Source organism: Spiroplasma chinense, assembly GCF_008086545.1.
GTDB lineage: Bacteria > Bacillota_I > Bacilli_A > Mycoplasmatales > Mycoplasmataceae > Spiroplasma_A > Spiroplasma_A chinense.
In genome coordinates this window covers 215,472-236,084 of the sequence record NZ_CP043026.1, presented here as the reverse complement: position 1 = coordinate 236,084, position 20,613 = coordinate 215,472, and the positions used below count along the sequence as shown (strand labels likewise).

The window sequence follows — 20,613 nt, the reverse complement described above, 5'->3', positions numbered from 1 at the left end:
AATAAGAAATAGTTCATTTTGTCCACTTTCTCAAGAAACACTTTCTTATCCAAATGTTTCTTGAATCTTTTTTGTTAATAAAGAATAATTCATACATTGTTATGATTTTAATTATAGGCATTAAATAAACAAAAACAAGTACAATAAATAGCACACAAGTAAAATGGGTCTAAAAAAACACAATTAGCTTGTAATTGTGTTTTTTGATTCTTTTATCTACAAATAAATTTACTTTTTTTCAGTAGCATTGCTCCAGCAACACCCCCACCAATCATAAAGATTGTAAACATAAATCCATGTGCAGAAAGAGAAGAAGTACCAGCTCACATCGCACCAACATTACATCCACCAGCAAGTCTAGCTCCAATTCCCATTCCTAATCCTGCCATTGGTAAGAAAACTCATTCTTTTCAAGTTCATTTTTTAAAGTTTGAGAATTTCATTTTACCTGCAGTTAATTGATAGAATAGTGCTCCTGCAAATACTGCAACATTGAAAATAATTGCAAGATCTTGTAAAGGGTGAATTTGTGCTTTACCAAATCCAGTAGTTGCACCAGATTTTAAGATATCTTTTCAACCTAATGAATACATTAATCATTCACCAAGTTTTCCAGCTCCTCCAATAATTCCTGGCATGTTACCACTTAATTTACATCCAGCTAAAACCAACGCTAATAAAAGAGCACCTGTTAATCAATTTCATCTTTTTTGGAATAAATAGAAGTAAGTTCTTAAAGAAAACATTTGGAAGTATTTTTCTTGAAGTTCTTCTTCTCTTTTGTTATCGTTAGGTAAATTTGTAACTGTAAAAGTACCTTTTTTATTTCTATAAATTTCTACACCTTTAACAATAAATAAGAATACTACAAAGATAGTTAGATTTAATACTATAGCTCAAATTAATCCATTTGAACCAAATTTATTACCATAAAATGACTGCTCTGCAGTAGTTCAATTTCATCATTCTGCATTTTTTGTAATTTGTGTATTTATAACTGAACCAACGTTTGCTCCCATTATAAAGAAAAATAATACATATACTGAAGTTACTACCCCAGTCCCTACTGCTGTAAGTGTTCCACTAGCACAACCACCAGCGTACATCATACCAAGACCAAACATCAATCCCCCAAGAATTGACCCTCAACCTATTGCTGTTCCTGTTTGTTTATCTAAGCTTTTTTGAGCAAAGAAGAAACAACCAATAATTACAGTTGAAAGCATCATTAATAAAATCATTGCTCTCGCTTGTTTTCCATCACCGTTATATACAAGTTTTTTAATTGGTCCTGCAAATCCAAAATTACTTCTAACTAAAATATATCCAAAAGCTATACCTAAGCACATTCTTATAATATAGCTTCCTCTTTGTGCATCATCATATGCCTTTGCATATGATCATTGTAGGATAAACGCTATAAACACAGCAAATAACGTTCATCCAAGAATTATCTTAATTCTTTCTTGTTTATTCATTAATTTATATCTCCTTATTTTTATTTAATATCTCTAAAATGTTTGTTTGTGTATCATATGTCATATGATCCCATTAAATTTTTTACGTTTTCAAATCCACTATTTTTTAATAACATTGTTGCATTGTATGAACGCATTCCTACTCTACATGCCATAATGTATTTACCATTTTTGTCTAGATTATCTAAATTTTCTCTCAATTTTGATCATGGAATATTTATAGCATTATCAAATTCTCCAACATTTTTTAATTCACCTGGATTTCTAACATCAATTATTTGTCATCCATCTTTAAAATGTTGTTCTAATTCTTCAAAACAAACATTTTCTACTTGTTTTGAAAGTTCCAATCTAGCCATTCTTCCAGCCATATTCATAGCATCAAATGATACATCAATTAAAGGATTATATGCAACTTGGTATTCAACCATGTCAAATATAGTTTGTTTTGCATACATAACTATTGCCATATAACTTATTTTCTTTTCAGCTCCACTTGGTCCAAATGCTTGTGCACCAAATATATGTCCTGATTTGTCGTATAAAACTTTAAGTCAAATGTAAGTACCACCAAGTAATGCTAATTTTTGTGGTTTTGTACTTATAACTTTGTGATATTCGACTCCATCAGCTTTCAATTGTTTTTCTGTTTTTCCAATTGAAGCAATACTGTGGTCAAATAAAGTAATTGCATTTGTTCCTTGACTACCTTTGTAAGTGTCTTCAATTCCATAAATGGTATTTGCAGCAACAACTGCTTGTCTAGAAGCAGGAGCTGCAAGTGCTACTCTTACTGGTTTTTTATCAAGATCAAAAGTTTCTGCAACATCACCAACTGCATAAATATTTTCAATATTGGTTCTTTGTTTTTCATCAACTATAATCCCTTTAGTTTTTCCTATTTTTAAACCAATATTTTCATACATTTCAGTTTTAGTTTCAACACCAATTGTTAAGAAAGTAACATCAGATTTGATAATTTCACCATTATCTAATTCGATTTCTTTTCCTTGGTTTTTAAATGCTTTAACTTTTGTGTTTAATTTTAATTTGATGTTATTTTCAATTAATAATCTATGTCCAAAAGCTGCAATATCTTTATCACAAGTTGCAAAAAGTTGGTCTGCACCATCAACAATAGTTACACTTTCTACACCTCTGTGTATAAAGTTTTCAGCTATTTCAAGTCCAATAAACCCTCCACCAATTACAACTACATTTTTAGGTTCAAAATTATCTGCTACAAATGCATCAAATTCCTTAACATCATCTGGGTTTTTCAATACAAAAATATTATTTGATTCATCAATTCCTGGAATATTTGGTTTGTTTGCAAATACACCGGGAGCTATTATTAATTCATCATAATTATCTTCAAAGATTTCTTGTGTTTTTAAGTTTTTTACAACAACTTTTTTGTCATCATTCTTTATTTCTAAAACTTGATGATTTACAAAGGTATCGATATTATAGTTTGCTTTTAAAACACTTACAGGGTTTAAAATTAAAGCCTCAAAAGTTTTAATCTTACCTGAAAAATAATAAGGTAGACCACAATTTGAGTACGAAGCATAAGAGCAACTTTCGTAAATTTTAATCTCTGAACTTTCATCTAATCTTCTTAATTTGGCAGCAGCTCCAGCTCCTCCAGCTCCTCCACCAATAATCACTATTTTTTTCATTTAATTCTCCAATCTTAAATCTCTTAATAAGAGATTTGTAACTTATTACAATTGTGCTGTTTTTTTAAGCCTTGACAGCACTTTTTAAGCATACAAAAAATTCATTACTCAGGCAATGCCGCTTTTTAATCCTTTTTATAAATAAAATTCTTTCAAAATGAAATACTTTTTCTGAAAACAGAAAACAGTATTTTTTGCTTTCTATCATTTTCACTTTCATATTAATTAAATAGTTTAAAAAACTAATTTCACTTTCTTTTTTCTTTCATTAATACGCATTCTCTTCAAATTTATTTTAGCATAATTTAGAGAAAATTCTAAATTATGGAATTTTATTAAGAATTTTTACCTTTTTTTAAGTAAAATAATAAGGTAAAGAAAGAGAGAAACGAAATGAATAACATTAATTGTATGGGAGGATGTAGCGCAAAACTGGACAATAAACGATTACAAAAGATTTTAAAGCTATCAAATTCTTCATTAAAGAATAATGAAGACTGTAGTATTTATGATCTTGGAAATGGAACAAGTTTAGTAGAGTCAATCGACTATTTTCCACAAATATCTGATTCCTATTATATTTATGGTCAAATAACAGCTTGCAACTCTATAAGTGATATATATGCAATGGGAGCAACCCCCAAGTTTGCTTTATCTGTTTTGACAGTTACAAATGAAATGTCAGATGAAGAAATAGCAGAAATTATAAAGGGCATGATTTCAATTTTAAATCCTTTGGATATAAGGATTGAAGGAGGTCATACCATTATCACAAACGATTTGATTTGTGGTTTAAGTGTTACAGGTTTTGTAAATAATAAGGATCTAAAACAAAATAACACACCAAACATTGGAGATGTAATAGTACTTTCAAAACCTTTAGGTTTTGGAACCATCATTGCTGCCAAAACTGTAGATATGGTTGATACCAAAGACTACAAAGAGGCATTAAAATGAATGACAACTCCAAACAAAGAAGCGTCATTAATCGCAGTAAAATATAACTTTTCTGCTTTAACTGATGTTACAGGTTTTGGACTTGCAGGTCACTTACTTGAAATGATGGGTTCATCTTATTGCGCACAAATAGCTATTGAAAACTTACCAATTGTAGGAAATGCTTTGCAATATTTAGATCAATACTTTTTAAATGGTGCAATTGCAAATAACAGAAGAAACTACAAAGATGAGATATCTTTTTCATTCAAACCAAGTTTTGGGCAAAAAGAAATATTCTTTGACCCTCAAACTTCTGGTGGTTTACTTGGAACAGTTGATTCAGAAACTTGAGCAAACATGGATGAAGAAAGTAAAAAATGTTTTTGACAAATTGGAGTAGTTGGAAATAAAAGAGAAAAAGCAATTGAGGTGAACGATTAAGATGAGTCAAGAACTTTTGAGAAAAATACCAAATGTTCAAGAACTTTTGAATCATAGCGAGATTAAAAATTATCCCTTAGACGAAGTAAATAAAAGATTTGTCTTAAATCAAACTTTAGCTGATTTAAGACAAAAGATATTAAAACAAGATATTCGTGAAATAAATAACGAAATAATTATAAAAGCTATCCTTGAAACATTAGACCAAAAGAATAGTTACTCTTTAAGAAAAGTAATTAATGGAACAGGAGTAATACTTCATACTAATTTAGGAAGAAGTATCTTACCAAGAGAAAGTTTATTAAATTTTATAGAGATAAACTCAGGATACGCTAATGTGGAATATGATTTAGAAACTCAAAAACGTGGTAATAGAGAAAAACATCTAGAAAAGATTTTACAAGAACTTACTGGATGTGAAGCTTCTTGTGTTGTGAACAATAACGCTAGTGCTGTGTTTTTAGTTTTAAATACTTTATCAAAAAATAAAAAAATAATTATTTCTAGAGGAGAAAATGTTGAAATTGGTGGTAGCTTTAGAATTCCAGAAATTATAAAAGCTAGTGGGGCCAAAATAGTTGATATTGGAACTACAAATAAAACCTACGAAAATGATTATAAACTTGCAATTGAAGAAGAACCTTCAGCAAATATGATGTTAAAAATTCATAAATCAAATTATGACATCATTGGTTTTAGTCACACAACTTCAATCAAAGAACTGGCCCCATTAAAAACTGACAAGATTTATTTAGTTGAAGACCAGGGAAGCGGAACTATATTTGACTTAACCAGATACAATCAAAAACTAACAAAAGAAAATACTGTAAAAGATTCTTTACAAGATGGTGCTGATCTAGTTTTGTTTTCAGGAGATAAACTTCTAGGATCAGCACAAGCTGGAATAATAGTTGGAAAAAAAGAATTGATTGCAAAAATCAAAAAAAATCAATTATTTAGAATGTTAAGGACCAGTAAAATGGTAACCTCCATTTTAGAAGCAACTTTATCTCTTTACAAAGACGAAGAACTTGCAATTAAAAATATCCCTACTCTTAAAATGATTTGTGAAAGTGTTAAAGAAGTTGAAAAAAGAGTAGATTTGTTTTTAAAACTTACTCATGAAAGTTTGTTTAGTTTTGAAAAAATAAATTCACAAGCAACAATTGGTGGAGGAAGTTTGCCTGGTGATGAAATTGAAAGTTGAGCTGTTAAAGTTAATTATAAAGATTTTTCATTAAACAAAATAAATGATTTGTTTCACAAACTGCCAACTCCTATCATTTGCAAACTACAAAATAAAAGTTTAATTATAGACTTTAAAACTATACAAGAACATGAAATAGAAAGACTGGTTGAGGTGATAAATAATGTTAATTGATAAAATTATAGAAAAAGATTTACGAGAGTTTTCTTGTCCAGTTCCTTTGATAGAAACTAAAAAAATAATACAACAAAGTCAAACTGGACAAAAAATATTACTTAAAGTGACAGCTTTAAGTTCTCGAGATAATGTTGTGGCTATGTTAGAAGATAAAGAAAAGAATTATTCTGTCAAAGATTACAACGATTATTATGAGATTAGTTTCACAGTATAAATATATAATTACTTTTAAAAATGGTATTGATTCTAAAAATGCCAAAGCTTATTGTCAAGAAAAAGAAATTGACTTTATGTATTTTCCAACACCCGTTGTAATTGATTCTGGCTGTGGATGATGTGTTGGTTTTGCCAATAAAGATTTACTAAATTTAACATTAAAAAAAATTAATATAGATTATGAAGAAATTTATGAAAGAAAGGAAAATAATTTATGAGTAAAAATGTAATTTTGTTAACAGATACTATAATTGGAACTACTGAAGAAAAAAGTTTAGGAGAACAATTACTAACTGGATTCTTGTATTCTCTTTGCAACCTAGAAGAAGATTTACTGCCAAGTCATATTATTCTTTACAGTAATGCAGCACTTCTAGTTAATGGAAAAGATCAAATTTTAGATCACTTTAAAGAACTTGAAAGCAAAAAAGTAGATATAATTATATGTGGAGCATGTGTTGAATTTTTCAAACTTGAAAAAATACCTTTTGGTAGAGTTTCAAACATGTATGAAATTGTAGAAATCATGTCAAGTTCTGCAAAAGTTATTAGACCCTAGTATAGGGTTTAATCTTGGAAAGGGTTGGGTCGCTGGTGCGCCCACTAGCCTCCGAAGCTATGTTAAGAGTTTAAGAGCTCTTTGGTATGTTCGATTCATGCACCTTTCCGCCAATTTGAAAACAAAAACTTCTCTTAAATTAAGAGAAGTTTTTTTATAATATAGTTATTTCATTTTTAGAAACTAATATTTTTTTATCAGCTTCAAATTTATTTAAATAAATTTGAGCTTTTTCAGAATCTAAATCAAATATTGACATGAAATTAGTTTTTAACATTACATTGTTTTCATTTACATTTTGAAATATCTTCTCAAGCATGGTGTTATACATTGAATTTGTAATATAATGTTCAAAATCTAGCATCACTATTGATTTTATGTCTACCAAGTATTTTAAAATTTGATTAAAAACTTTTTTATTTTCAATTTTTTCTTTTATTAATTCTATATTTTTAACATTGTAATTATTTAGTTTAAGTCTTTTCAAGATAAAGTTTTTTATTCTTGTTTGTTCATCATCCAACTTTACTTCAAAGTGTTTCAAAGAAAAAGTTCCTCTATCAATTTTTAATGCCCCAACTTTGTGCATCATCATAAAAAATACTGGTTGATACTCTTTTGGTATTTCGTCATCAATAAATGCATTCATACTGTTTAAATTCAATCCTGGACTTAAAGGTTTTTTTAAATGATATGCTTGCATTTTTTTTAAAACTTTCTCACTTAAATAATTATAATTTTTAATGTGAATTACATAATCCTTATGAGTTATCAAATTTTTGTCTTCCCTAAAATCATCGATACAAAGTTCACAATAAAGTTTATTTGAGTCTACAACTTTATTTTTATCTAACTTTATTGATAAAATGGTTCTTTCGTAAGTTGTTCCCTCATCCAAAACTCTAAGGTCTGCTAACTCTTCTTCTCTATTTTTTTTATTTACAGGACTACTTTCACGGATTATGGAAATGGATTTGTCAATTGAGTTATCTCCTGAGAATTTAATTAAACAAGTTTCATTTCTGTTAAAGTATCACTCATTGTTTAAAATAATTTGTCCATAACAGTAACTGTAATCTTTTCCTATCACTTTAAATTTAGCGATCAAAGTTTTACAACCCGCATATATTTTTACCTCATTGTTAACTTTTAAATCAAGTTTATTAATATGATTTAACTTTACAGAAAATACTTTTGCACACATTAAAGTATTGGGAACACAAACTATGTCACCTCTATTAATTTCTTTTCAATTTATATTTGAAATTTTTATAGCTGTTCTTTGACCAGGAGAAACTTGTTCAACTTTTTTTTCATTACTTTGTAGTTCTTTTATTGTAAATATTTTCTTTTGAGGTAAAAGTTCAACTTCATCACCCAATCTTAATTTATCAAACTTACAAGTTCCAGTAACAACTGTTCCTATCCCTTTTAAATCAAAGGTTCTATCAATATCTAATCTAAACGGATTGTATGAAACTTTTAATTTTATTGATTTTGTAAATTCAAAAATTTTATTTTTGCAATTTTCAAAATCTTTTTCATTTTTGTTTGAAACCAAGATAGGTTCGTGAAAATATAAATTTAATTGCGTAAGTCGTTTTTTTATTTGTTCACTTAATTCTTCAATTTCATATTTACCTGCAAGATCTGTTTTAGTTATTATTGGTAAAAAGTTTTTTACTCCCAGCAGTTTCAAAATATTTATATGCTCAATGGTTTGTGGCATTATTCCATCATCAGCTGCAATTACAAGTAACGTTCCATTAACACTGCTTGCTCCAGCTATCATGTTGTCTATGAATTTATCGTGACCTGGCAAATCAATTAATGCAATGGTTGCATCATTTCTTTCTAAAAATGCAAAGGAAATATTTATAGATAAATTTCTTTCTTTTTCTTCTTTCAAAGTATCTGTATCTTTTCCTGTTAAATTTTTTACAAGACTTGTTTTACCATGATCCACATGTCCAGCTACTGCTAAAATAATTTTTTCATTTTTATTCACAATCTCATCACTCTAACCCTTTTCATTTAATGCATTTTTATTTATTCTTGCTATGTTGTATGCTAAACTAAACATTACTCCATCTTCAAAAGCAGAACTGTATTTATATTCATAAAGATCATTATCAATTTTAAAACTTATTTTCCCTAAAGAACCAAATATAGTTGCACAATTATATTTAAGTGTTGATAAATTACTTACACTAAATTTTCTTCTAACACCATTCTCTTCAATGTAGAAGTGTCCTGGTTTTAAAAATAATTTTAATTTTATTTCTTTATCATTTTTCAAAAACTTCCTTGATTCAAGCTCGTACAATGTTTCATTGAAGGCAATGTATTTATAAATTTCTCTAACTCTTTTAAATTGGAAAAAAGAAGAAACAATTAAGGGAACTAAACTTAAAAATAATCCAACTATTAAAAATATTTTTTCGTTATGATAATTTGTTTTTACAAAAAAAGTTATCATAACAGCCATTGTCATAATTATAAATAGCGACAACAAATTATAAAGTATAAATTGTTTTGCCATTTTGTACATACCAAAAAACCCAAAGTTGTAAACTAATACAAAAAACGATAACACAACCCAAGTCACTATTCTATATTGGGAAAATAATTCAGCTACTAATTTGTTTGCAATCAATATTGCTATTAGCAATATTATTAACGTAATTAAATTTATTCAAATCATTGATCTAAATTTTGCAAATGCAGAATTTACTTTCCTCTCATCTTTCTTTCTTTTACTCATCATTTCTTTACCTTCAACTATATTTTAACAAATTAAACTAGAATAAAAATAGATAACCGTAGTTATCTATTTTTTAAACATTTATTCTCGCTGCAATTTATCTTTTTTAATAATTTTATAAAAGTCATAGAGCATCGAGAAAGATGCATAAAATATTACTACAATAACTAAGAATAATAAATATTTTACAAATTCTGTGTTTCCTGCAAATCCAACAAAGACTGCAAGGAAAGCACAAATTACTCCAAACATACCTCCAATTGCAATTGCAACTGTAACTTTAGGTGCATAATTTTTATCTTGAATAAATCTTATTGAACCAATAGGCATCAAGAATGCTGTGCTTCCCATCATTATAGGAAAGGCAACAGTTACATCCATACCAAGTAGAGCAACAACTGCCATTGCAGGAGCATAAAGCCCAATACCAAGACTCATAAGACCTCCAAGTATCAAGAATATAAAGGAAGCAAAATATATTTTTCATTCATCAAAAGGTAAACCAGTTTCATTTCCAGCACCTTTAAAAACTTGAATCATTGGATGCGACAATAGCATCATAATTGCTGTGAAGAATAGTAATACTCCCATGACAAGTTTTATTTTTTTCTTGTCAATTTTATTTGCTAACATAGCACCAAAATAACTTCCAATAACAGCCATTGCTATTAGTGTAATCAATGTAAAAGGATCTACTCTAACTGCTGCAATAAATATAATGGCTTCAAAAATAACAGGTACTGTATGACTAATATTTAAAATTCCAGGAATTTTTTTATCATCATCATTTGCTTTTAATGCTTTAAGAAAAACTATTGTTGGTGCAAATGAACCAATTCCAATTGTGTCAAAAAAGTCTGTAATAAAACCAATTATCACTCCTTTTTGAAAAGTATTATTTTTTCTTTCAAGCGGTAACATCTTTGAACTGTCTTTCAATAGCAAGTAAGAGGTAGAAATAACCAATAGTAGCAATACTCCAGATAGCCCAAGTGCTATCAAAGATTCTTTTGCTCCAAAGTCATATTTTGCTCCACCGTTTGCTTGAGGATAGTACACAAGATAGTTTATTGAAAGCGCAGCTATCAATACTACAACTGCAGATATAATGTAAATCATAATTAATGAAGTTTTACTTACACCTTTTTTTACAGCTTTATATTCATCACATAATTCTTTTAATTGTTTTGCATATTGAGAATCAATTTTAGCATATTCTTTTTTAATCAACTCTTTATTGGATTGATTTGCAGTTTTTACTTCTTTTTTCTCTACACGAATTTGTGACTTTAATATATTTAATTGCTCTTTTACTTTGGCAATTGTTTCTCTAGCTGTTTTTTCTTGTTTTGCAGAATTTAGTTCTGCAAAACTTTTTTCCATCTCTTGATTCTTATTTGCAAGCTGTTGATTTATGTTTTGTTTTTCAATTTTAAAATCTTGATTAACTTTTGCAATCATTTCTTTAGCTTGACTTGAACTTATACTTTTAGATTTAACTTGTTCTTTAATTTTGTTTTTTTCATCTAAAATTTTTTGATTTAATACATCAAGTTTTGAAACAGTTTCTTCAAATTGATCACAAACTTTTTGTAATTCAAAATCTTTACTAATTAATTCTTGTTTTACAGAATTTTGTTGGTCGGTAAATTGCACTTGTTTCATTACTTAACTTTCGGGTTAAACCCTTCTTGAAAAGGATCATCTGGTTGAACTACGTAATTTGAAAAACCTGTTATTCAAGCTTTTCCTGTAATTTCAGGCATTATTGCATCAAAGTCTCCAACTTTAGTTTTTGACAATGCTTTTCCAATAAATTTAGTTCCCAGAATTGATTCATAAATAAATTCTTGTCCTAATTCAAGTTCATTTCTTGCTACAAGAGTTGCAACTTTTGCGCTAGTCCCTGTTCCACAAGGACTTCTATCAAATTGACCCAAACCAAATACCACACAATTTGAATAATTATCTTTATGTCTGTCATTTGGTTTTTCATAAAATTCTATTAAATCTACTTTGTTAATATAAGTATTTATTGGGTGTTCTACTTTTACATGTTCGTTAACATATTTTAGTATTTTCATCCCTTTTTCTACAAACAATGCATCATTTTCTTGAACTATATCTAAATTCAATTGACTTGATTCTAAAAGAATAAAGAAACTTCCTCCAAATGAAATATCAAATTTTATATGTCCTACTTCAGGAACATCCAGCTCAATATTTTCTTTGTATAAAAATGATGCAACATTTTCCACACTTACACTTGTTAATTTATCATTTTTAATATTTGCTTTCGCTACAACAAACCCTGCTGGTGTATCTAATTTTATTTCTGTATATGGTTCTTTTTTTTCTACCATTCCAGTTTCAATTAATACAGTAGCAAGACCAATTGTTCCATGACCACACATGTTTAAGCAACCAGCTGACTCAGTATATAAAACTCCAAAGTCAGCATTGGGATCACAAGGAGGAACAACAATAGCTCCAAACATATCATTGTGTCCTCTTGGCTCATTCATTAATAATTTTCTAAATCAGTCATGTTCATTTAACAGCGAATCTTTTTTTTCTGCCATTGTTTTCCCTTTTAAAGGGGGAACACCTGAAAGAATTATTCTTGTTGGTTCTCCCTCTGTATGAGATTCAACGGCATAAATAGCTGATTTTTTTAAATCCATTTCCTTTACTCATCCTTTCTTGCAAATTTAAACTAAATTAAATATTTGCATGATATTCATAAGGAAGAGGTACGATTTTTCCAGCTTGATCAATTTCCACAAGTTGTTCTAAAGTATCTCTTAAAATATTTGTTTGCATTTCTTTGTTATTAGGTTCTCCTGCGTTTGCCCCCATTGGAACCAATGGAGCAACCGCTCTTGGAGTACCATTTTGTGAACAGACTGGTGGTAATGCCGCAATCATAATTGTCGGTATTCCAGCCTCTTCAATAGCTCTTTGTACAATAACTGCAGTTCTGTGACAAGTTCCCCGGCCTGCAGTTAACACAACAGCATCAGTTTTTTCTTCTTTTAAAATTTCTGCAATTTTAGGTCCAGTTTCATCGGTGAAAACGTGTTGGTTTCCACCTCCACCCATTGTTCCAACCAAAACCGGAGAAACTCCTTTGATAAATCCTTCATCTGCTAATTCACGTAGTCTATCGATTGGGAACATACAGTTAATATCTTTATTAACATCCCCATTATCGTAACCACCGTGAGAAACCATAAGTTCTTCAACTGGTGTTTCAGATGGAATTAATCTATATGAAGTATCTCCCGCCAAATTAAAAGGTTTATCTTTTTTTAGATGAACCCCAGCTGCAGTTACAAGACTAACATTCATTTCTGAAAGTTTTTTTGTAACTGGCGCTCAAACTGGTGGCGGAGTAATTGGAACATAAATTTCAGATTTAAATCCTTTTATTGCCATAGTGATTTTCCTTTCTAAATTACTTCTATATAACTCATGTTTATAGAAACTTTTTGTCCTACTTCTAATTTTTTATCTGTTATGACCATTCTTAAAGGAACTCTCATCATTCCCATACGTCCTGCAAGATCAACACTTACACTAACGTCAGTAACTTCTGTAATTATTCCTTCAAAAAGTCTAATGTTATCAATATCTACTAACATTTAACATTCCTCTTTTGTTATTCTTTTTCATAAATCTCTCTACGTTTTTTAGATTTTTCAAGAGATTGTTCGTTTAGTTCTAAAACAATTTTTTCTCCCAAGGCGTCTTCAATAGTTTTAACATTTTTTAATTTAACACTTGGGTCTCAACGTCTTTCTGCCTCTTCGATTTCATTTCCTGCCATTATTGATTTCAACATTTCAACAGCACGAATAGCATCTTCTGGTGAAAGGGTATTGTTAGAAAGAATTTCGTTTTCAATTCCTTGTTGAGCTTTGTTCAAGTCAACCATTGCATACATATATTCATTTCCAACAACAAGTCCACCTTGTTGTGCAGAATAAGTCATTCCTACAACTTTGATATCTCTTTGACCTATCATTCTATGATGTTCTGCAAAGTCGATATGGTTATTTCCAAATCCTTCTGTTGTAATAATTACCCCATCAGGTTTAATGTATTCAAATAACATACCCACTCTTTTTGAAACATAGAATTTTTCGTTATTTACTTGCGGAGAACCTACAAGAACTAATCCTACAAAATCAATTTCAGGATCGCTCAATGCTCTTATAACTAACGGTTCTCTAAAGTAATGTCTTGAAGTTTCTTTTGATGCTGGCCCAATACAAGTTAATGCATGAACCCCTCCATCTAGTAACTCAAGTGGTGAAATTGCAATAGGTAAGTTACCTAAGTCTACATTGGGAACAGCTCCAACTGTTCCAACAGGATCAACTGGTAATATCAAGTTATCGTGCATTGCACCTTGTCCCATAATTTCTTTAAGAACACAAACTTTTGGTTTTCCAGGTCTACGAGTGTGTTTGAATTCTTCTGTTTTTGCAACAGTTACACTAGTAGCTTTTTTAAGTTCATCACGAATTTCTTGAGCAATAACATCAGCTGCCATATGGGCTGCTAATGGTCCAGGTCTTTCCATTCCTGCGTTTGCTTCAATTACAACATGACATCTAATAAAGATGTCTCCTTTATCAGGAGCTCCAGGTCTTCCTCACATAACGTTTCTATCAATTTCACCTTCTGATGAACCAAATTCTCCAATTTGTTTTTTATTTCCATCAATTCCAGTTAACATTATTACAACCTTATCAAGTACTCTTGTTACTCCTTGACCCAATTCGCCTTCAACTTTTGTAGCAATTGGTTGAATATCCATAATTGTATCAATTACTTTTCCGTAATCTTTTTCAGTAATTACTTCGTATTCAAATTTTTTTACAATACCATTACCTCTGGCAATAGCTTTTTTAGCTAAACTTTTATTTAAAGTTAGAACGCCGTTTTCTAATTTTGTATTAGTTCCAAGTTCTACTTTATCAACTTTTATATATTCTTTTTTTAGTTCTCTTATTACAGTTTCTTGTTCAACTGTTTGTGAAGCTGTTGGAGAAGTTTTTCCTTCAACAGTTATTGGTTCATTATAGATTGGTTGTGGAGTACTAACTCCACCCCCTGCTGGAAAAGAAATACTAATGTTTTCTCCTTTTCCAATATTTATATTCACCATTCCATTTGATTGAACAGCACTTGTTACCATTTGTGGTTGAGTTTGAAATGCCACTTGTTGTGTTTCAACTTGTTGATTAACACTTGCAACGTTTTCTTCAACTTTTTCTGGTTCACTTGATGAAACAATGTTTTCAACATTATCTGTTGTTAACGGAGTAAGCGCATCCACTGTAACTTTTAATTTTGCTCCTATTACCTCTCTAACTTTCAGTACATTATCTGGTACTACAATTAGACCAGAATCTACAAAGTCAGGAAGAAGAGCTGGATCTTCAAGAACAGATTCATCAATTGTTTTACCTGCTTCAAAACGACAGCAAGTAAAGGCAACTTTATCTTTTATTTTTTCAATTTTTTCTTTACTTAAAGACATATTCTCTCCACTTTCTACGAATTTGTATTTGCTTTAATCCACAGTTAATCTTCGATTCTTCTAAACAATCTGTGACTCGCAGCTCTTAATACAAAGTCAGTTTTATGGATTAATTTTAATCCCATATTTGGAGTTACTTTAGCAACGGTGTTTGTCCGGGATTCACATGTCCCTATCAATATTGCTGTAGCTCCTTGTTTTTTTAATGCCAATACTGTTGGCGCTTGTCCGGGACAAATACCGGGCAAGTTACATCTCAATCTTCCGTTAGGGTCTGGCTCCATTCTTTTGCAATTTTTTTCTGCAACAACTTCGCCTCCCATTAATTGTGCAAGCTCTCTTAATTCATCTAATTGAGCTCCACATTCACATCCAATCAATCCGAATTTCTCTTCTTTGAATTCGAATAAAGGGGTAGCAACTAAAAAACCCCCACTAGTTTTAGTAACCGGGGAGTCCATTTTTCTGATTTGTCCTGTAAATGGACCACCAACATAAAGTGGTCCTGACGGGTCCATTGGTCCAAAAACACCTTTAAGAATTTCTTCTGCAGGTAAACCAATTGGCACATCTAAGTAAACTTTTCCATCTGAAGCATCAACATCTTTTAATCTTCCACCAATTGTAATGTCTTTAGTTATAACGGGTCTTAACTCGTTAATAGCTCTATAAACATTTTTTACAGTTTCAACATTTGTAACAATGCATTTAGTTTTTCAAGGTAATTCTCCAGGTTGTAATTCTATACCTGTGATTTCTCTAATAATTACTCTTTCATCCCCTGCAGGGTACATATCTGTTAGGTCAAATAATTCGATGTCTTTTTCTTCTTCAATAGCTTTTCTAATAGTTAAAAAAGCTTTTGTGTATTTATGCTTAGTGGCAAAATAACCTTTTTTAGCGTTTGTGATTTCCATCAGATCTTTAAGACCTGATATCAAAACTTCAACATTATCTTCAATAAATGAAATGTTATGGTGAAGTATTGGTTCACATTCCGCAGCGTTAATGATTATTTTTCCATTATCTTTGTCTTCAAATTGAAATTTGAATTTTTCAAAAGTAGGAAAGCCAGCTCCACCAGCTCCTACTATTCCAGCATTTTGGATAAGTTCTAATTTAGATAGTTTTCCGTCTAGTTTTACAAAATTCGAGTCATCCTCATTCAAATCATACTCAATCAACTCTATATACTCTGGAGTAACCTCTCCAATAGTTGCACTAAAACTAGAATGTATGTTGGTTCCCAAGCCATTTGGTATAGCTATCAACTGTCCCCTTTTTACCACATCGCCACTTTCAACGATTGGTTTACAAGGCACTCCAACATGTTGCTTTAATAAAATTTTTAAAGCCGTAAAAACCATCTCCTTTGTAATTATTATACTTGCTTTTTGGAAATATTTTTATTTTTTTAAAAAGTTTTTAGAAAAATCCCAATGTATAATTAACTTATAACAATGAACAAGGGAGTGTTTATATGTCCAAAACTTTAGGAGAAGTTATAGAAAAACAATTACTTTCATCAAACGATGAAATATGTTTTCCAAAAATAGCTGATATAATTAGTCAACTTTTTACTGATAAAAATGGTATTTCAATGATGAAGGTCGGATACAGAATAAATGAGGATTATCAAATACTTTGTTTAAATCTTGAAAAGAACATGGATATTGAGATATGAAAAGAATCTGGTTATTACAATTGAGTTTCTAATGACGGAAAAACCATACATCGGTATAATGCTTTGGTTAAAGAGAAGAAAAGAAAAAAAGATGTTTTAAAATTGATAGAAAAACCTCAAAAATTTTTAGTATTTGCACAATACATTGAAAAATCTAAAAAAAGTCAATATAAATTTATCGGGGTATATGAATACTCACATTCCGAGGATATCAAGCACCATAATATGATTTTTATGAAAACTTCTGATGAATTTCAATTTAATTTCAAAAACGCAAATTAAAACCACACATTTAATAATGTGTGGTTTTTTATTGAACCAATTTTGAAACAATTTCTTTAAGTTCTTTAAGTTCTAATTGTTGATTGTCAATTACATTTTGTTGCTTTTCGAATTTAGAATTAAAATCATTTCTTTGTCTTTCTAATTCTAGAGTATGTTTTTCATTTATTTCATAAATTTCTTGCTTGTGTTCTGCACTCAGTTGTTCAAGTTTTTTATTCCATCTGTACTCACTAGCTTCAAGTTGTTCCATAATAAAAGGCAAACATTTTGTTGGAATGCCTTCTACAAGGAATTGGTCTAATTTTTTAACCTCTTTTTTCATATCTTTTTTTGTCCCTTCACTTTTTTCTGGTGTAAATTTTTCATTCAACAAAACTTTATCATATTCATGATCGATTTCTGGGTCATTTCTAGTTTTTAACAATTCTATGACCAAATCAATGTCTAGTTCAAAAAAATCTAAATATACATTTCCTATTTTTATTCTTTTCTTTGTCATATCTTTTTCCTCCAATATAACTATCGTAAGGAAAAAGATGAAAATGTACAAAAATAACAGAAAAGTTTAAAGTTTTTTACTACATCAATTTTGAAACAATTTCTTTAAGTTCTTTAAGTTCTAGTTGTTGATTATCGAGTTTTGTTTGTTGATTGTCAATTACATTTTGTTGCTTTTCGAATTTAGAATTAAAATCATTTCTTTGTCTTTCTAATTCTAGAGTATGTTTTTCATTTATTTCATAAATTTCTTGCTTGTGTTCTGCACTCAGTTGTTCAAGTTTTTTATTCCATCTGTACTCACTAGCTTCAAGTTGTTCCATAATAAAAGGCAAACATTTTGTTGGAATGCCTTCTACGTGGAATTGGTCTAATTTTTTAACCTCTTTTTTCATATCTTTTTTTGTCCCTTCACTTTTTTCTGGTGTAAATTTTTCATTCAACAAAACTTTATCATATTCATGATCGATTTCTGGGTCATTTCTAGTTTTTAACAATTCTATGACCAAATCAATGTCTAGTTCAAAAAAATCTAAATATACATTTCCTATTTTTATTCTTTTCTTTGTCATATCTTTTTCCTCCAATGTAACTATCGTCAGGAAAAAGATGAAAATGTACAAAAATAATAGAAAAGTTTAAAGTTTTTTACTCTATCTTTTTGCCTTTAAAAAAATCATAGAGTATTGAGATTGAAGCATAGAATATTACTGCTATTACTAGGAATAGCAGGTAATTTACAAATTGTGTATGACCTGAAAAACCTACAAAAACTATTACAAATGCTGTAAATACCCCAAAAATTCCCCCCGTTGTTATTCCAACAGAAACTTTAGGTTCATAATTTTTGTCCTTCATAAATTTTAGAGTTCCTACAGGCATAACAAATGCTGTACTTGTCATCATAATTGGAAATGCTACAGTTACATCCATTCCCATCAAAGTAATTACAGCCATTGCCGGAGCATAAAGACCAATTCCAAAACTTATTAATAATCCTAAAATTAAAAATATAAACGCTGTTACATATATTTTTCATCCATCAAATGAAAGACCCTTAGCTTTTCCAACACCTTCAAAAACACCGATCATTGGATGAGATAGTATCATAAAAATAGCTGTAACAAATAAAACTATTCCCATGATTAATTTAATAGATTTACCATTAACCTTATTTGCAAGTGATGCACCAATATATCCACCAACAACTGTAGTTGCAGTTAAAGTTATTAGTGTATAAATATCAACTTTAATTGCAATAACAAAAATAATTGCTTGTAAAATAACTGGAATAGTATGACCTGCATTTAAAATTCCAGGAATTCTTTTATCTTCTTTATATCCTTTAAAAAGTCTTAAAAGTACTATGGTTGGTGCAAAAGAACCAATTCCAATTGTGTCGAAAAAGTTTGTAAAAAAACCTATACCAACTCCGGTTTTGAAACTATTTTGATTTCTTTCTGCCATTAAAACTTTTTCACTATCATTCAACAACCTATAAGCTACCACACCTAAAAGGATAATTAAAATTCCAGAAACTGATACTGCAAATATTGATTCTTTTAAACCAAAATCATATTTAATTCCACCATTGGTTTTAGGAATATAAACCAAGTAATCCAAGCACAATGCTCCAGCAATCAAAACAACAAGGCTAATTGTAAGAACTGAAAATAAAGTTATTTTATCTAAACCTTTTTTTAATTTATTTCTCTCTGTTATCTTCTCTTCAATTCTTGGCTTATATTTTGTTTTGATTTCAGTGATTGTTTCATTTCTTTTGATTTTGTCTTGTTCATTTCCTTTTATTTGTTTTAATTCTTCTTTTAAGTTTTTCTTAATTTCTCTAATTTCATTTTTAATAAGTTTTAATACGATTCTTGTATCTTTTTGTTTTTTTAAAATACTAAGCTCTTTATAATGGTTTTCTATACTGTCAAATTTTCTATCCATATCATAAACTAACTTAGTTCTTTCAACGTTATATGATTTTGAAATTTCTTGTAAGTGCCTATCTTTATCTACCTTTGAAATTTCACTATTTTTTAATTCTTCTTTTTCTTGTAAAATGCGTTGTTTTAATTCATTTGATATTTGATTATAATTTTCTTTTAATAATTGATATTCATTACATAGATTTTCTACTTCATTATCTTTGTTGATAATTTCTTCAAATAATAAGCTTTGCTTGTCACTTAATTGAATATCTCTCATAATTACCTGCCCTTTAACTATTCTTACCTTAATTATAACAATTTAACCTCTTATACCCCTCAAAAATAAAAGAAAAAATAGTTAAATTTAACTATTTTTTCAAAACTAGCTCTTCAATTTTTTTACCTACACCAGATTTCTTATGATGATCTGTTGTATGTTTTGCAGCTTCTTTTACATGTTTTGCAGCATTTTTCATAGCTACACCATGACCTGCTCAAGCTATTGCTCTTTTATCATTATCTCCATCACCAAAGTACATTACTTCTTCAGGTTTAATGTTGTAAAGACTTGCAACTTCTTGAAGCGCAAATAACTTATCAACACCTGGAGGATTTATCTCTATATTTACTGTTTTGTTTGAAACATAACTTCAAGAGAACATTTCAAATTTTTTAGTTTCAAATGCTTTTCTTGCTTTTGCAATATTTTCTTTATTACCATAAGTAATAACTTTAAAAGCTCTTTGATCCATTTCATCTCTTTTATAAATTTCAATTTTTTTCTTTGTGATTTTTTTCATAAACCACACAAAAGGACCTTTATTTTTAATAACATATGCGGTTTTTGTGTCCTCTGAATAAGAAAAACAATTAATATTTTCATCTAATGCAGTATTATAAATAAACTTTACTTCATCAATTGAAAACAATGTTTCTTTAACTGTTTGCAATTTTTCGTTTTCGTCATACTTGTAAATACCTCCACCATTTAAACAAATTAAGTGTTCTTGGTTTTTGGTAATTCCAATGGCTTTTGCAATGTCTTCAACTCTTGCATTACTTCTTCCAGTTGCTATACAGATTTTTACTCCAGCTTCTCTTGCAGCATTTATTGCTGCAATATTTCTTTTAGAAACTTTCTTCTTTTTCCCCAATAATGTACCGTCTATATCTAAGGCGATTAATTTAATCATAA

The 20,613-nt window shown here is 29.4% G+C and carries 20 protein-coding genes and 1 tRNA gene; 7 read left to right on the top strand and 14 right to left on the bottom strand.

Annotated elements, in window-relative coordinates:
• Nucleotides 1-212: 212 nt before the first annotated feature.
• Complete coding sequence (locus SCHIN_RS01115) at nucleotides 213-1,478, bottom strand: YeeE/YedE family protein (protein WP_166507805.1); 1,266 nt, start codon at nucleotides 1,476-1,478, stop codon at nucleotides 213-215.
• A gap of 20 nt (nucleotides 1,479-1,498) precedes the next feature.
• Nucleotides 1,499-3,160, bottom strand: coding sequence for an FAD-dependent oxidoreductase (locus SCHIN_RS01110; protein ID WP_166507804.1), 1,662 nt, complete (start codon nucleotides 3,158-3,160; stop codon nucleotides 1,499-1,501).
• 393 nt (nucleotides 3,161-3,553) lie between these two features.
• On the opposite strand from SCHIN_RS01110, the gene selD reads away from it, so the two are divergent.
• The 6 genes from selD to SCHIN_RS01080 all read left to right on the top strand — a co-directional run bounded on the left by selD (nucleotide 3,554) and on the right by SCHIN_RS01080 (nucleotide 6,812).
• Nucleotides 3,554-4,540 carry a selenide, water dikinase SelD gene (selD, locus tag SCHIN_RS01105; RefSeq protein ID WP_166507803.1) on the top strand — a complete coding sequence of 329 codons (987 nt, stop codon included), beginning with the start codon at nucleotides 3,554-3,556 and terminating at the stop codon, nucleotides 4,538-4,540.
• Nucleotide 4,541: 1 nt separating this feature from the next.
• On the top strand, nucleotides 4,542-5,924 hold the full coding sequence (gene selA, locus SCHIN_RS01100; protein ID WP_166507802.1) for an L-seryl-tRNA(Sec) selenium transferase: 1,383 nt from the start codon (nucleotides 4,542-4,544) through the stop codon (nucleotides 5,922-5,924).
• Nucleotides 5,911-6,138, top strand: a complete 228-nt coding sequence (locus tag SCHIN_RS01095) for a sulfurtransferase TusA family protein (RefSeq protein WP_166507801.1) — start codon at nucleotides 5,911-5,913, stop codon at nucleotides 6,136-6,138. The genes selA and SCHIN_RS01095 overlap by 14 nt, the downstream gene beginning before the upstream one ends.
• Nucleotides 6,116-6,370: a putative Se/S carrier-like protein gene (locus SCHIN_RS01090; protein WP_166507800.1), complete on the top strand. Its 255-nt coding sequence runs from the start codon at nucleotides 6,116-6,118 to the stop codon at nucleotides 6,368-6,370. Before SCHIN_RS01095 ends, SCHIN_RS01090 begins: the two co-directional genes overlap by 23 nt.
• Nucleotides 6,355-6,699 (top strand): DsrE family protein, encoded by a 345-nt coding sequence (locus tag SCHIN_RS01085; protein WP_166507799.1) that lies wholly within the window; start codon nucleotides 6,355-6,357, stop codon nucleotides 6,697-6,699. Before SCHIN_RS01090 ends, SCHIN_RS01085 begins: the two co-directional genes overlap by 16 nt.
• A gap of 16 nt (nucleotides 6,700-6,715) precedes the next feature.
• Nucleotides 6,716-6,812: transfer RNA gene (locus SCHIN_RS01080), tRNA-OTHER, on the top strand.
• Between the two features lie 41 nt (nucleotides 6,813-6,853).
• Here the strand turns inward: SCHIN_RS01080 and selB are convergent.
• The 8 genes from selB to prdC all read right to left on the bottom strand — a co-directional run bounded on the left by selB (nucleotide 6,854) and on the right by prdC (nucleotide 16,381).
• Nucleotides 6,854-8,707: a selenocysteine-specific translation elongation factor gene (selB, locus tag SCHIN_RS01075; RefSeq protein ID WP_166507798.1), complete on the bottom strand. Its 1,854-nt coding sequence runs from the start codon at nucleotides 8,705-8,707 to the stop codon at nucleotides 6,854-6,856.
• 12 nt (nucleotides 8,708-8,719) lie between these two features.
• Nucleotides 8,720-9,466 (bottom strand): hypothetical protein, encoded by a 747-nt coding sequence (locus SCHIN_RS01070; RefSeq protein ID WP_166507797.1) that lies wholly within the window; start codon nucleotides 9,464-9,466, stop codon nucleotides 8,720-8,722.
• A 78-nt stretch (nucleotides 9,467-9,544) separates the two neighbouring features.
• The gene (locus tag SCHIN_RS01065; RefSeq protein WP_166507796.1) at nucleotides 9,545-11,128 is read right to left on the bottom strand and encodes a sulfite exporter TauE/SafE family protein; all 1,584 of its coding nucleotides are present in this window, start codon (nucleotides 11,126-11,128) and stop codon (nucleotides 9,545-9,547) included.
• Nucleotides 11,128-12,147, bottom strand: a complete 1,020-nt coding sequence (locus SCHIN_RS01060; protein ID WP_166507795.1) for a proline racemase family protein — start codon at nucleotides 12,145-12,147, stop codon at nucleotides 11,128-11,130. Before SCHIN_RS01060 ends, SCHIN_RS01065 begins: the two co-directional genes overlap by 1 nt.
• 37 nt (nucleotides 12,148-12,184) lie before the next feature.
• Complete coding sequence (prdB, locus tag SCHIN_RS01055; protein WP_166507794.1) at nucleotides 12,185-12,901, bottom strand: D-proline reductase (dithiol) protein PrdB; 717 nt, start codon at nucleotides 12,899-12,901, stop codon at nucleotides 12,185-12,187.
• Between the two features lie 14 nt (nucleotides 12,902-12,915).
• Nucleotides 12,916-13,107, bottom strand: a complete 192-nt coding sequence (locus SCHIN_RS01050; RefSeq protein WP_166507793.1) for a CBO2463/CBO2479 domain-containing protein — start codon at nucleotides 13,105-13,107, stop codon at nucleotides 12,916-12,918.
• 17 nt (nucleotides 13,108-13,124) lie between these two features.
• Entirely contained in the window at nucleotides 13,125-15,014 is a 1,890-nt protein-coding gene (gene prdA, locus SCHIN_RS01045; protein ID WP_166507792.1) for a D-proline reductase (dithiol) proprotein PrdA, read from the bottom strand.
• Nucleotides 15,015-15,058: 44 nt separating this feature from the next.
• Nucleotides 15,059-16,381 (bottom strand): proline reductase-associated electron transfer protein PrdC, encoded by a 1,323-nt coding sequence (gene prdC / locus SCHIN_RS01040; protein WP_166507791.1) that lies wholly within the window; start codon nucleotides 16,379-16,381, stop codon nucleotides 15,059-15,061.
• Nucleotides 16,382-16,494: 113 nt separating this feature from the next.
• Between prdC and SCHIN_RS01035 the strand changes: the two genes are divergently transcribed.
• Complete coding sequence (locus tag SCHIN_RS01035; RefSeq protein ID WP_166507790.1) at nucleotides 16,495-16,980, top strand: hypothetical protein; 486 nt, start codon at nucleotides 16,495-16,497, stop codon at nucleotides 16,978-16,980.
• A 28-nt stretch (nucleotides 16,981-17,008) separates the two neighbouring features.
• Here SCHIN_RS01035 and SCHIN_RS01030 read toward each other — a convergent pair whose 3' ends face one another.
• The 4 genes from SCHIN_RS01030 to SCHIN_RS01015 form a co-directional block, all read right to left on the bottom strand.
• Nucleotides 17,009-17,482, bottom strand: coding sequence for a hypothetical protein (locus SCHIN_RS01030; protein ID WP_166507789.1), 474 nt, complete (start codon nucleotides 17,480-17,482; stop codon nucleotides 17,009-17,011).
• 79 nt (nucleotides 17,483-17,561) lie between these two features.
• Complete coding sequence (locus SCHIN_RS01025; RefSeq protein WP_166507788.1) at nucleotides 17,562-18,053, bottom strand: hypothetical protein; 492 nt, start codon at nucleotides 18,051-18,053, stop codon at nucleotides 17,562-17,564.
• A gap of 76 nt (nucleotides 18,054-18,129) precedes the next feature.
• On the bottom strand, nucleotides 18,130-19,695 hold the full coding sequence (locus SCHIN_RS01020) for a sulfite exporter TauE/SafE family protein (RefSeq protein WP_166507787.1): 1,566 nt from the start codon (nucleotides 19,693-19,695) through the stop codon (nucleotides 18,130-18,132).
• Nucleotides 19,696-19,786: 91 nt separating this feature from the next.
• Nucleotides 19,787-20,611: a Cof-type HAD-IIB family hydrolase gene (locus tag SCHIN_RS01015; RefSeq protein ID WP_166507786.1), complete on the bottom strand. Its 825-nt coding sequence runs from the start codon at nucleotides 20,609-20,611 to the stop codon at nucleotides 19,787-19,789.
• Between the last annotated feature and the right edge of the window lie 2 nt (nucleotides 20,612-20,613).